Source organism: Hyphococcus sp. D3-15, from assembly GCF_055809375.1.
In genome coordinates, this window is record NZ_CM147910.1 from 1,659,704 (window position 1) to 1,672,776 (window position 13,073).

12 protein-coding genes are annotated in these 13,073 nt (G+C 58.7%); 8 read left to right on the forward strand and 4 right to left on the reverse strand.

Annotated elements, in window-relative coordinates; all coding sequences use genetic code 11:
* The first annotated feature begins 59 nt into the window (after positions 1-59).
* The gene (locus tag AC0L8G_RS08180) at positions 60-908 is read left to right on the forward strand and encodes a lytic transglycosylase domain-containing protein (protein ID WP_473388265.1); all 849 of its coding nucleotides are present in this window, start codon (positions 60-62) and stop codon (positions 906-908) included.
* Here the strand turns inward: AC0L8G_RS08180 and AC0L8G_RS08185 are convergent.
* Positions 905-1,756 carry a pentapeptide repeat-containing protein gene (locus tag AC0L8G_RS08185; RefSeq protein WP_473388266.1) on the reverse strand — a complete coding sequence of 284 codons (852 nt, stop codon included), beginning with the start codon at positions 1,754-1,756 and terminating at the stop codon, positions 905-907. The genes AC0L8G_RS08180 and AC0L8G_RS08185 overlap by 4 nt on opposite strands.
* A 112-nt stretch (positions 1,757-1,868) precedes the next feature.
* A complete protein-coding gene (locus AC0L8G_RS08190) occupies positions 1,869-5,612 on the reverse strand; it encodes a vitamin B12-dependent ribonucleotide reductase (protein ID WP_473388267.1) in 3,744 nt (1,247 codons plus the stop codon).
* Between the two features lie 205 nt (positions 5,613-5,817).
* Between AC0L8G_RS08190 and AC0L8G_RS08195 the strand changes: the two genes are divergently transcribed.
* The 3 genes from AC0L8G_RS08195 to AC0L8G_RS08205 are packed head-to-tail and all read left to right on the forward strand — an operon-like array spanning position 5,818 to position 7,404.
* Entirely contained in the window at positions 5,818-6,228 is a 411-nt protein-coding gene (locus AC0L8G_RS08195; protein ID WP_473388269.1) for an NADH:ubiquinone oxidoreductase subunit NDUFA12, read from the forward strand.
* A 22-nt stretch (positions 6,229-6,250) separates the two neighbouring features.
* A complete protein-coding gene (mlaD, locus tag AC0L8G_RS08200) occupies positions 6,251-6,751 on the forward strand; it encodes an outer membrane lipid asymmetry maintenance protein MlaD (RefSeq protein ID WP_473388270.1) in 501 nt (166 codons plus the stop codon).
* Positions 6,751-7,404: a DUF2155 domain-containing protein gene (locus tag AC0L8G_RS08205; RefSeq protein ID WP_473388272.1), complete on the forward strand. Its 654-nt coding sequence runs from the start codon at positions 6,751-6,753 to the stop codon at positions 7,402-7,404. The genes mlaD and AC0L8G_RS08205 overlap by 1 nt, the downstream gene beginning before the upstream one ends.
* Here the strand turns inward: AC0L8G_RS08205 and aat are convergent.
* Positions 7,356-8,021 carry a leucyl/phenylalanyl-tRNA--protein transferase gene (gene aat / locus AC0L8G_RS08210; RefSeq protein ID WP_473388273.1) on the reverse strand — a complete coding sequence of 222 codons (666 nt, stop codon included), beginning with the start codon at positions 8,019-8,021 and terminating at the stop codon, positions 7,356-7,358. The genes AC0L8G_RS08205 and aat overlap by 49 nt on opposite strands.
* A 115-nt stretch (positions 8,022-8,136) precedes the next feature.
* Between aat and AC0L8G_RS08215 the strand changes: the two genes are divergently transcribed.
* The 4 genes from AC0L8G_RS08215 to AC0L8G_RS08230 are packed head-to-tail and all read left to right on the forward strand — an operon-like array spanning position 8,137 to position 11,705.
* The gene (locus tag AC0L8G_RS08215) at positions 8,137-8,766 is read left to right on the forward strand and encodes a TetR/AcrR family transcriptional regulator (protein WP_473388275.1); all 630 of its coding nucleotides are present in this window, start codon (positions 8,137-8,139) and stop codon (positions 8,764-8,766) included.
* Positions 8,767-8,773: 7 nt separating this feature from the next.
* A complete protein-coding gene (locus AC0L8G_RS08220) occupies positions 8,774-9,643 on the forward strand; it encodes an HlyD family secretion protein (protein ID WP_473388276.1) in 870 nt (289 codons plus the stop codon).
* Positions 9,640-10,581 (forward strand): ABC transporter ATP-binding protein, encoded by a 942-nt coding sequence (locus AC0L8G_RS08225; protein WP_473388277.1) that lies wholly within the window; start codon positions 9,640-9,642, stop codon positions 10,579-10,581. The genes AC0L8G_RS08220 and AC0L8G_RS08225 overlap by 4 nt, the downstream gene beginning before the upstream one ends.
* Positions 10,578-11,705: an ABC transporter permease gene (locus AC0L8G_RS08230; RefSeq protein WP_473388279.1), complete on the forward strand. Its 1,128-nt coding sequence runs from the start codon at positions 10,578-10,580 to the stop codon at positions 11,703-11,705. The genes AC0L8G_RS08225 and AC0L8G_RS08230 overlap by 4 nt, the downstream gene beginning before the upstream one ends.
* Here the strand turns inward: AC0L8G_RS08230 and accC are convergent.
* Complete coding sequence (gene accC, locus AC0L8G_RS08235) at positions 11,702-13,045, reverse strand: acetyl-CoA carboxylase biotin carboxylase subunit (protein WP_473388281.1); 1,344 nt, start codon at positions 13,043-13,045, stop codon at positions 11,702-11,704. The two genes, AC0L8G_RS08230 and accC, sit on opposite strands and share 4 nt — an antisense overlap.
* Positions 13,046-13,073: the final 28 nt, after the last annotated feature.

The following is a 13,073-nucleotide window of genomic DNA, read 5'->3' on the forward strand; positions in this document are numbered from 1 at the left end:
CGCTTTGTTGACGATTGGCCGCCAGATTGGAGGTCATTGCGCCAACAGAGGGGCTGCAGATGAGTACGGAAATCTCCGCCGCCGGCGCCAGTGGCGCGGCGCTCGTAACCGGCGCGGTCAAACGCGCCAGCGCCTCGACCGGCGCGGGCTTCGATTTTTTGATGAAGATGGCCGCGCGCGAAAGCGGGTTTGACCCGAATGCGCAGGCGAAAACCTCCAGCGCAGCGGGTTTGTTTCAGTTCATCGAGCAGACCTGGTTCTCGACGGTGAAAAAATACGGCGCCGAGCATGGCCTTGGCGCCGCGGCGAACGCGATCTCGCAAAACGCCAATGGCCGCTATGAAGTCGCCGACGGCGCGGCGCGCGAAAAGATTTTGAATATGCGCTTCAACGCAGAAGCCGCATCCGCCATGGCGGGCGAACTGGCGAATGAGAACAAGACAATGCTTGAAAGCCGTCTCGGCCGGGCGGCGTCCAGCGCGGATCTTTATACCGCGCATTTCCTTGGGCCGTCAGGCGCAGCGAAGCTGCTCTCGGCTGGCGCTTCGGTGAAGGCGGCGGATCTGCTGCCGCAAGCAGCGGCGGCGAACCGCAATGTGTTTTATGATGGCGCGCGCGCGAAAAGCGTTGGTGAAGTCATCGGCTCGATCGCGCAATCCATGGGCGGCGCGGTACAGTCCCCGGACGCAAATCCGGCGCTCGCCCAAACGCAATCGGCGCGGAATTTTTCGCCGGTGCGCAATTATATGCATCAGATCGTCGAGTCGTTTACGGCGCCGATCAAGAAAACTATGCCGACCGGCTACAGCGCCACGGCGCTGGCCGTGCTCGATGCGCTTGATGCGACGAGCCTTCGCGAAGACCGCGATGACAATGAAGATGACAGCCTGACCGCAAAGCGCAGCTAGCAGCGCGGGGCGGTGACCTCTTGCGGCAGTTTGGTGTCTGAGCTTGCGCAAGCCTTCGCCAATTGCTCGGTCGTCAGATTGACCGCTGCAGAAAAGTCCGCGCCGAGAAGCTTGGTCCCGTCAAAAGTCGCGGCTTTTAGATTGGCTCCGGTGAAGTTCGCTTTGTCGAGCGTGGCCCGCGCGAACCGCACGCCGGTCAAATCGGCGCCTTCGAAATGCGCGTCGGTCATGTCGGCGCCGACAAAGGAAGCGCCTGCAATATAGGCCGCGCGGAAATTAGTCTTGGACAATTTTGCGCCGGCGAAGCTTGCAAAAGAAAGGTCGGCGTCGACAAACAGCGAACCGGTGAAATCGCCAGCGCGGGCTTTCGCCTCGCGCAACTCCGCGCCGGAGAAATCGGAATTGGTGAACATGGCCGCATTGAGTATAGATTTCGCCATGCGCGCGCCTTTGAAATTCACAACGTCGCCCGTCGCGCCTTCAAGGCTGGCGCCGTCGAGCAGGGCGTCATGGAACTGGGCGTTTGAAACAAAGGAGCTGGCGAAATTCGTGCGCGGCAAATCCACATTGGCGAAATTCGCGCCATTGAAATCTTGCACCGCGTGTTTGTGGTCGACCTTTTTCTCGGAACGGCCAACCGAAATTGACGGCAGCTTCACGCCGGCGCCATCCAGCACGCGCTCAAGCTCCGGCCCGATCTGATCGACCTGGCTGAGCGGTTTTGCGATTTCCTTGCCGATCTCGGCCACGGGGTTCGGTTTGTTATAGCTCTTCGAGCCGGGCGTTATCGTAGCGACAACGGACATGACGGCAATCATCAACGCAATAATCATCGCGATCAACTTCATCGCGGCAAACTCCCGGTTCTTACTGACCGTCAAAATAGACGGCGCCGGGTCAATGTTCGATTAAGGATAAAATTCGAATTGTTATAGAGGCGATAAAAGTCTTAACGGAAATTTACGAACAGCCCGTTGACGCGCCGCAGCTATCGCAACGCAAACAGGCGCCGTTGCGCACCAGCGTGAACTGGCCGCATTCGGCGCAGGCGTCGCCTTCATAGCCCTTGATGCGGGCGTCCTGTCGCGCCGCGCCGGGGGTCGCCAGCACGCCGCGCGGGGCTTTCTGGTTAACCGCATCCGCTAGTTTGGCGACCTGCGCTTCGATTTCCGGCGCCGTTTCCGCGCGCACGGCTTCCTGGACGTCCTCGATTTCGACTTCGATATCTTCTTCTTCCTGGGCGTCGTCCTCGATGCCTTTGGCTTCGTTCGCCGAATGGCGCAGCCGGTCGAAATCGCCGCCGCGCAGGATGACCAGATTGTCGGTGACGGTGGAGCGTGAAAAGCCTTTCGAGATCAGCTTGGTCGCGTCCGCTTGCGTCTTTTCCTTGTTGACGCCGCGGCCGATGGAATCGATCGCCGTTTCTTCCGGATGCACATGGGCGAGATCGGCGCGCCCGAGATAGGAGATCGCCAATTCGCGGAAGATGTAGTCGAGGATCGACGTTGCATTCTTGATCTGGTCATTGCCTTGCACCGGCCCTGACGGATCGAAGCGGGTGAAGACATAGGCGTCGACAAACTCTTCAAGCGGCACGCCATATTGCAGGCCGAGCGACACCGCGATCGCGAAATTGTTCATCAGCGAGCGGAAGGCGGCGCCTTCCTTGTGCATGTCGATAAACACTTCGCCCAGTTCGCCATCGTCGAATTCGCCGGTATGGAGATAGACCTTATGGCCGCCGACGATTGCTTTTTGGATATAGCCTTTGCGCCGGTCGGGCAGGCGGCGGCGGCCGGGCGTGCGCTCAATGATGCGCTCAACAATGCGCTCGGCGACGACCTTTGATTTCTGGGCGGCGGGCGCTTCCGCAATCTCCGCCTGAAACTCTTCATCCTCGTCTTCGTCATCGCTTTCGGCGGCGAGGAGAGCGGCGGCGAGCGGTTGCGACAGTTTCGATCCATCACGGTAGAGCGCAATGGATTTCAGTCCCATGCGCCAGGCGAGCATATAGGCTTTGGCGCAATCGCCGATGCTGGCGTAGTTCGGCAGGTTGACGGTTTTTGAGATCGCGCCGGAAATAAAGGGCTGCGCCGCCGCCATCATTTTCAAATGCGCTTCGACGCTCAAGGCGCGCGTGCCGATGCGCCCGCAGGGATTTGCGCAATCGAAAATCGGGTAGTGCTCTTCTTTCAGATGCGGCGCACCCTCGACGGTCATCGCCCCGCAGCAGAACAGATTGGCCTGATGAATTTCCTCATCGGCGAAACCAAGAAACTGCAGCACTTCATATCCGGTGAGGGAAAGCTCGCTTTCGCGCATGCCGAGCACATGCACGCAGAAATCCTCGCCAAGCGCTTGCGGCGTAAATGCATAAGTCAGATCAAATGTCGTTCTCAGCCGGTCTTCAAGCGCCTTGATATGGCGATCTTCAAACCCTTCGCGGCGCAGGTCTTTAAGCTGTATGCCCGGCGCGTCTTCAAGGGTGCCGCGCCCGGCTGCGTAATGGCCGATATCGTCAATCTGCGCCTTGGTGTAGCCAAGAGTTTTCAACGCTGCGGGCACTGCCTGGTTGACGATTTTGAGCATGCCGCCGCCGGCGAGCTTTTTAAATTTGACCAATGCGAAATCCGGCTCAATGCCGGTCGTGTCGCAGTCCATGACGAGGCCGATCGTGCCGGTTGGCGCGACGACGGTGACTTGCGCATTGCGGTAGCCATTAATGGCGCCGAGCTCATAGGCTTCGTTCCAGACGCGGCGCGCGGCGTCGGTGAGTTCGCTCCAGGGACATGCGTCAGCGTCGAACAGGGCGGGTTCAACGGCGAGCCCTTCAAAAGCGCCACCAATTGCAGTCCCGGCGCAGGCGCGGCGGTGGTTGCGCAAGACCCGCAGCATGGCGTCGCGATTGTCGGAGAACTTCGTGAAGGGTCCGACTGCCGACGCCATTTCAGCGGAGGCGCGATAGGCCGCGCCGGTCAACAGCGCCGACACGCCGGCGGCGACGGCGCGCGCTTCCTCGCTGTCATAGGCGAGGCCGGCGGACATCAACAATCCGCCGAGATTGGCGAAGCCAAGGCCGAGCGTGCGGTAGTCGAATGACCGGCGCGCAATTTCCGAGGAAGGATATTGCGCCATCAGCACGGAGATTTCGAGCGTCAGCGTCCACAATCGGCAGGCATGTTCGAACAGGTCGGCGTCGAATCCGTTATCGGTTTTGAACTTCAACAGGTTCAACGATGCAAGATTGCAGGCCGTGTCATCGAGGAACATATATTCAGAACATGGATTGGAGGCGCGGATTTCGCCGCCCGCCGGGCAGGTGTGCCAGGCGTTGATCGTGTTGTGGAATTGCAGGCCGGGATCGGCGCAGGTCCAAGCGGCGGAGCAGATATTGCTCCACAAGGCGCGCGCGCGAATGGTTTTGGTCGGCTCGCCATCGGTGCGCCGGGTGAGCGACCATTGCGCGTCGTCATTCACCGCGGACAAGAAGCCGTCGGTGACGCGCACGGAATTATTGGCGTTTTGGCCGGAGACGGTCCGGTAACTTTCAGAATCCCAGTCGAGGTCATATTTATCGACGTCGATGCGGCGATACCCCTGACGGGCGAAGTCGATGACGCGGCGGATTGAGGCGTCGGGGACGAACGCTTTCCGCGCTTCTTTGACCGCAGTTTTCAGCGCTTCGTTTTCTTTCGGGTCGAACCGGGTTTCCGGATCATCGCCTTCCCAGCAGGCTTCAAGGACGCGCGGCAGATGCTTTGCGAGCGCGCGCGAGCCGGCGACAAGGGCGGCGACTTTTTCTTCCTCGCGGGTTTTCCAGGAAACGAAGTCTTCAATATCCGGGTGATCCACATCGACCACCACCATCTTTGCGGCGCGCCTTGTGGTGCCGCCGGATTTGACCGCGCCGGCGGCCGCATCGCCGACCTTCAGAAAACTGAGAAGGCCAGAGCTCTTGCCGCCGCTGGACAGGGGTTCGTCTGCGCCGCGAATATTTGAAAAATTTGTGCCCGAGCCGGAGCCATATTTGAACAACAGCGCTTCGCGCTTCCACAAATCCATGACGCCGCCTTCACCGGCGAGACTGTCATCGACAGACTGGATAAAGCAGGCGTGGGGTTGCGGGCGTTCATAGGCGCTGTCGGATTCAACCAGCGCGCCGGTCAGGTGATCGACGAAGTAATGACCCTGTCCGGCGGCGTCGATGCCATAGGCCCAATGCAGCCCGGTGTTGAACCATTGCGGCGAGTTTGGCGCGCCGATCTGTTGCGCGAGCATGGCGCGCATTTCGTCCATATAGGCGAGGGCGGTTTTTTCGTCATCGAAATAGCCGCCCTTCCAGCCCCAATAGGTCCAGGCGCCGGCCATTCGGTCGAACATCTGTTTGGCGGAAGTCTCCGGGCCATAGCGTTCATCTGCCGGCATTTTCGCCAGCGCGGCGATATCCGGCATGGACCGCTGCAGAAAATCGGGGACGCCTTTTTCTTTCAGGCGCTTGGTTTTCGCGGGAACGCCGGCTTTGCGAAAATATTTCTGGGCGAGAATGTCGACGGCGGTCTGGCTCCAGGCTTTGGGAACCTCCAGATCGCGCATTTCGAATATGACTTCGCCGGACAGGGCGCGAATCTCGGAATCAGCGCGCCGAAAGACCACGCCGCCATAAGGCGCGCCCTTGTCTTCCGAAAAGCGGCGGTCGATGCGCATAGAACCTTCTCTAGGGGCGAAGCCTGTCGCCAGCCCCAAATATAGTCATCCGGTCCCCTTGGCTCCACCCGTTTTCTTTGTAATTCAAGGGAAAATCGCCCTTTTGGGGCCATCGGCCCGCCTCTCTTGCGGGGGCTGGCGACGGGCGCCATATTCGCGCCGCGTATGGGGGCCAGGATCCCCGTCAGGAATTCGGGAATCCCGCATGTTTTCACAGCTTTTCACCTGGTGGAACTCGTCCACCTTCGGCACTTCATTCACCCTCTGGCGCAGGGGCGCCCGGCTTGTCGGAACCGACGAGCAGGGCAATCGCTATTTTGAGGAAAAGGACCCGAGCCTTCCGGGGAGCGACGGTACGCGCCGGCGCCGCTGGGTGGTCTATCACGGGATCGCCGAAGCCTCGCGGGTTTCCGCTGACTGGCATGGCTGGCTGCATCATACATTTGATGAAGCGCCGACGGTTTCGCCCTTGACGCGCCGCGCCTTCGAGACGGATCATTTGCCGAACATGACCGGCACGCCGCTCGCCTATCATCCTAAAGGCAGTCTTTCGCGCGCAGGCGGTCCGGCTGATGTGAATGATGATTACGAAGCCTGGACGCCGGAAAGCGCCTGAGGCCGATTAGGGAGGCGAACCAATGAGCCGCGCCGGATTTTTTGAAACAATTGTTGGGGCGGCGGTGATCGCCATCGCGGCGGCGTTTCTCGCCTATGCCTATGGCGCCAGCGGCAAGGGCATCGGCCGCGATCATTACAAACTCGGCGCAGTGTTCGGGCGGGTTGATGGCGTGACTGTCGGTTCGGAAGTTCGGATCGCCGGCGTAAAAATCGGTTCGGTTTCCGCCAACAGCCTTGATCCAAATACTTACGAAGCGAATGTCGAACTCGCCATCGATAGTAGCGTCGAAATCCCCGATGATTCTGTTGCGAAAGTTGTTTCAGACGGGTTCCTGGGCGGCGCGCATATTTCAATCGAGCCGGGCGCCGCAGAGGAAATGCTTCGCGCGGGCGACAAGATCACCATCACGCAAGGCTCGGTCGATTTGCTGGGCATCGCCGTGCAGGCGTTCACCAATCAAGCTTCCGGCGGCGGCAAAGGCAAGTCGGAAGCAGAGGCAGATCCGCTGGGAGATATGTAATGCGTATTGCGTCCCGTTTGGGTGTTTCATTGCTGGCGGTTTCCGCTATGTTTTCAGCGAGTTTGACCGCGCAAGAAACGGCGCTTGACCCTGCGCCGCAGGATGAATTGAGCGAGCTTGACCGGCTTTCACGCGCTCAGGACGATCCGTTTGCCGGCGTGATTGAAGAAGTGAAGCGCACGCCTGTTTCGGTCACCTTGCGGGCGCTCAACAAAATCACGGCGCGCTACACTGATCTTGAAATCGGCATGAATGAGATTGCGCGTTTTGGTTCGCTGGAAATTCTGCCGCGCACCTGTGACCGGCGCCCGCCGGAAGAATTCCCGGAAACAACCGCGTTCCTCGAAATTTATGATCTCGAATTCGACAGCCGGCAAAGCGATCTGAAAATTCAGGAGCCGGAAATCATCGAAGATGCAATCATGGCGACTGATCTCGATGTGCTGCCCGGCGAGCCGATTGGCGAAGCGCCGGAATTCGTTCCCATGGATGAACCCCAGCCTGCGCCCGAAGTGCTTGAAGGACCGAAATCCGATGGGGTGAATATTTTCCGCGGCTGGATGTTTGCATCGACGCCGGCGCTCAACGCGCTTCAACATTCGGTCTATGACGTTTGGGTGATCGACTGCAAAACCGAAGTCGCGTCTAACTGAGCCGGCGCCGCGAAGAAATCCGCTTTCGCGCGAAGCGCCCTGGCGAGGATGAGTTGATATTCTGCATCCGGCACGCCGATCAGTCCGAACTGCACCAGATGTTCATTGTAAAATTGCGCGTCGATAAAATGGAAACCGCCGATCTTCAGGCGCGCCATCAGATGCAGCATGGCGATCTTGCTGGCGTTGGTCTCGCGCGAAAACATGCTTTCACCGCAAAAAGCGGCGCCCATCACGACCCCGTAAAGCCCGCCGACAAGCTTGCCGTTCCGCCAGCACTCAACGCTGTGGGCGCGGCCCTGAAAATGCAGCTCTGAATAGGCCTCGATAATCGCATCGTTGATCCAGGTGTCGGGCCTCGCCTTGGTGGCCTTTGCGCAGGCGGCGATGACCTCGGAAAAGGCGGTGTCGATACGGATCTCGAAAGGCGAGGATTTCAGCTGCCGGGCGAGCTTTTTCGGCACATGCGGCTTGTCGAGCAGGATAAGGCCGCGCTCATCGGGCAGCACCCAGACCGCCTGCGCGTCATCACGGGAGCGCGCCATGGGAAAATAGCCGAGCGTATAGGCCTTTAAGAGGTCCTCAGTCGCTATGGAGCTCGCCGAATCGCGGGGCATGCCCCAGCCTACGCCAATTGCCGGGGAGGCGTCATCTATAGAGCGGAGCCGGGCGTTGTTGAAATCTTCAGAGGTTCATTTATATAACTGACCAGTCAGTAAGTTAGTGTCGGTCATGAGCCAACAAGCCTCACCGAAGCCGAAATGGCGCCGCCGCGCCGAATCCCGTCCCGATGAGATTCTGGACGCGGCGCTGATCATTTTCGAGCGAGACGGTTTTGATGCGGCAAGGGTTGAGGATATCGCGAAAGCGGCGTCCCTCTCCAAGGCGGGCGTTTATCTCTATTTCGACACCAAGGACGCGATCCTGCGCGGATTGATTGAACGCGAAGTCGCGCCGCTTGCGCGCCGTTTGCGCCTGATGGCCGAAGCGGGCGTCGATGACCCGGTGCGTTCCCTGCGCCTGATTATTGCAGCACTTACGCAGCTTACCAGCGACAAGCGTTTCTTCGCCGTGCCGCGTCTCGTGTTGTCGGTCGCCAGTCGCTATCCGGACGTCGCCGCTTACTATCGAGAGCATGTCGTTGAACAGGGACTGGGTTCCGTAACCGCGCTTGTGAAAGCTGGCATTGAGCAAGGCGTGTTCCGCAACTGTCAGCCGGATGTCGCCGCGCGATCGGTTCTGGGGCCAGTCTTCATACACGGATTTTACACGCATATTTTGCTCGGTGAATCCGGGCCTCTTAGCCCGTCGGAACGGGTTGAGGCGCATGCGGAAATTCTATTGAACGGGTTGGTGGCGTAGAATGAGAGTGTTCATTTTTATTAGCGCCCTTACAGCGCTCGCAGGCTGCTCCGATCGTTCGGCGGATATGTTGAACGGCTATATTGAAGCCGACACGCTATACATGGCGCCGCAGGAAGCGGGTGTGATTGCGGATGTCGTTGTTGCGGAAGGTGATTCCGTAAAAGCGGGCGATGTCCTTTTTCATATGCAAGCGGACCGGATTTCCTTTCAGGCTGAACAGGCGAACGCGGCGGCGTCAGCAGCGCAGAAGCGGGTCGATGACGCAGGTTCGCTCGCCAAGGCGGTTGTTGAAGCGCAGGCAGATTATGAGCGACTTGCCGCCGAATTCGCCCGTAGTGAAAAACTCTTTGCGGATGGATATGTCTCCAAGGCGCATTTGGACAATGACCGCGCTGCATTGATCGCGGCGCGCGCCAGATATGAAAGCGCGCGCGCGGAAAAGGACGCAGCACAAGACGACATGGAGTCTGTCAAGGCGCAAGCCGGATTGGCGAAGCAACGTCTGGACGACCTCGCGGTGAGCGCGCCGCAGGCCGGAACCATTGAGCGCATCTATCGCCGCACAGGAGAGGTCGCAGCGGCCGGCGATCCGGTTGTGGCGTTGCTGCCGCCGGAAAATGTGAAGCTCAGATTTTATGCGCCGGAAAGATTGCTGTCTTCGTTCGCGCCGGGCGGTGAAGTTTCGTTTCGGTGCGACGGTTGCGCTGAAGGATTGAAGGCGCGGATTACTTTTATCGCGACCGAACCGCAATTTACGCCGCCAGTGATTTACAGTCTTGATGAACGCGAAAAGCTGGTTTTTCTGATTGAGGCGCGGCCCTTATCGCCAGCCGGACTTCGTCCCGGCTTGCCGGTCGATATAGATGCGCCATGAATGGCGACGCTGTCATTGATGTGCGCGGCCTGACCAAGCGCTTTGGCGACAAGACGGTCGTCGACCATTTTGATCTCAAAGTGCCGCGCGGTTCGATTTATGGATTTCTGGGGCCGAACGGATCGGGCAAGACAACAACCATTCGCATGGTGTGCGGTCTGTTGAAACCGGATGAGGGCGAGGGGACTTGTCTCGGTTATGACGTCCTTCGCGAAAGCGTGAAAATCAAATCCAATGTGGGTTACATGACCCAGCGCTTTTCGCTCTATGAAGACCTAAGCATCCGGGAAAATCTGGATTTTTTTTCGCGCCTCTATGGGCTCGACCGTATGCGTCACCGGGTCGACGAGGCGATTGAGTCACTGGGCCTTGAAGGACGGTCGCGTCAATTGGCGGGAAGTCTGTCCGGCGGCTGGAAACAGCGTCTCGCGCTCGCGGCTTGCATGATTCATGATCCGAAATTGCTGCTGCTGGATGAGCCAACCGCTGGCGTTGACCCTAAAGCGCGCCGTGATTTCTGGGACACGATCCGGCGCTATGCAAGCGAAGGCGTAACAACGCTGGTGTCGACCCATTATATGGATGAAGCAGTGCAGTGCGACCGCATCGCCTATATCGCCTATGGCAAGAAATTGCTCGATGCGCCGACCGCGGAAATCCCCGGGCGGTTGGGGCTTCATGCGTTTAAAATCGACAATGGCGATCTCGATAAATTGTCGGCGATGTTAAAGGGCGCGCCGGGCGTTGAGATTCTCGCCCGCTTCGGCGCGTCCATTCATGTTTGCGGCCGTGACCGGGAAAAGCTCGCGGCGGCTGTGGGCCGCGTGCAGGACGCGCCCGGCGTCAGGATCACGGAGATTGAAGCCGGGCTGGAGGAAGCGTTCATCTTCCTGATGTCGCAAAGCGATGACAATTTCGGCGTGGAGAGCGCCGCATGATTTCGTTTTCGCGCATCGCAGCGGTGTTCATCAAAGAACTGGTGCAGATGCGGCGCGACAGGCCAACATTTGCGATCATGATTATGGTGCCGATCATGCAGCTCGCGCTGTTTGGTTTCGCCATCAACACTGATCCGCGCCATCTTCCTGCGGCGGTTGAGCTTCGCGATGACGGTCCGTTGACGCGCAGCTTTCTGGCCTCGCTTAAACAATCGACTTATTTGGAGATCACGGAGATCGTGCATAGCGCCGCGGAAGGCGAGGATTTGTTACGATCAGGCCGGGTGAATTTTCTCATCGTCATTCCGGAGAACTTTGAAACGCAATTTGTTCGCGGCGAACGACCGGAAATCCTTATCGCTGCTGACGCTTCTGATCCCGTTGCGGCGGGCGGCGTTGTCGGCGCTGTGGGCGAGATTGCGCGCCGGGCTTTTGCGCCGGAGCTCGACCGGCTGCCGGTGAAACTGCGGGGCGGCGCCTCGCCTTACAATATGGTGGTGCATCGTCAATATAATCCGGAAGGGGTGACGGCTTTCAACATTGTTCCGGGCCTGCTCGGCGTCATTTTGACCATGACAATGACGATGATCACCTCAATCGCCCTGACCAGGGAACGCGAACGCGGCACCTATGAGGCGTTGCTGTCTACGCCGGTTCGTCCTCTGGAAATCATGGTTGGCAAAACGACGCCTTATATTATTGTCGGCGCGATCCAGGCGTCGATCATTCTGCTGGCTGCGCGTTTCGTTTTTCATATTCCCTTCATGGGTGATGTGGGCGCGTTCCTGTTGGTCATCGCCGTGTTCATTCTCACCAATCTGATGCTGGGCTATCTGATTTCGACGGTGGCGAAGACGCAAATGCAGGCGATGCAGATGACGTTTTTCGTCTTCCTGCCATCAATCCTGCTGTCGGGCTTCATGTTTCCGTTCCGCGCCATGCCCGCCTGGGCGAGGGTGATCGGCGAGGGAATTCCCAACACGCATTTTCTGCGCATGGTCCGCGAGATCATGTTGAAGGGCGCAGGGATGAGCGACATTAGCGGCGATTTGGCGCCGCTTGTCGTGATCCTGTTTGTGCTCGCTGCAATCGCCTTGCTGCGCTTCCAGAGAACGCTGGATTAGGCGGACTTCTCCAGCCACTGTTCCAGCCAGTGAATGTGATAGTCGCCTTTCTGGAAATCCGGGTCGTCTACAAGATCGATAAACAGCGGCACGGTGGTCTCAATGCCGACAAACACCATTTCCGAAAGCGCCCGGCGCAATCGTGCAATACAATGCGCGCGGTCATCGCCATAGACAATCAGTTTGCCGATCATCGAGTCGTAATAGGGCGGAATTTTGTAGCCCGTATAGACCGCGGAATCGAAACGCACGCCAGGTCCGCCGGCTGCATGAAACTGACTGATTTTGCCGGGAGAGGGACGGAAGGTGCGCGGGTTTTCCGCGTTCACCCGGCACTCAATGGCATGTCCCGCGAAGGTGATGTCTTCCTGCTTGAAGCTCAGCTTTTTACCGGCGGCGACGAGGATCTGCTCGCGCACGAGATCGACCCCGGTTACTTCTTCGGTAATTGGATGTTCGACCTGCAGGCGCGTGTTCATTTCGATGAAATAGAACTCGCCATTCTCGTAGAGGAATTCGATTGTGCCGGCGCCGAGATAGCCGATCTTTTCGATTGCCTTGCGGACCGTCTCGCCAATTTTGACCCGTTCCTTTTGAGTCAGGGCGGGGGACAGCGCTTCTTCTAGCACTTTCTGGTTGCGGCGCTGCAATGAGCAGTCGCGCTCGCCCAGTTGCACCACATTGCCGTGCTTGTCGGCGATGATCTGAAGTTCGATATGGCGCGGCAATTCGAGATATTTCTCAAGATATACCGTATCGTCGCCAAAGGCGGCCTTTGATTCCGCCTTCGCGGTCGACAGCGCTTCCGACAGATCCGCAGGGGTTTTCGCGAGCTTCATGCCGCGTCCGCCGCCGCCCGCAGAGGCTTTGACCAGAACCGGGAAGCCGATCTTGTCGGCGGCTTCCTTGGCGTCTTCATAGGAGAGAATGGCGCCTTCAGAGCCAGGCACCAGCGGAATGCCGGCTGCGCCCACGGCTTCCTTCGCGGCGATCTTGTCGCCCATCACGCGAATATGTTCCGCATCGGGACCAATAAACGTGATGTTGTGCGCGGCAACGATTTCGGCGAAGCGCGCATTCTCCGACAAGAAGCCATAGCCTGGATGGATCGCATCGGCGCCGGTGATTTCAGCGGCGGAAATGATCGCCGGGATGTTGAGATAGCTGTCTTTCGGCGCCGGCGGTCCAATGCACACGCTCTCATCGGCGAGGCGCACATGCATGGCGTTTTCGTCAGCGGTTGAATGGACCGCGACAGTGGAGATGCCGAGTTCCTTGCACGCCCGGTGAATACGAAGAGCGATTTCACCGCGATTGGCGATCAGAACCTTATTGAACATTTTCTACCCGTAAATCATGCCGGTAAAG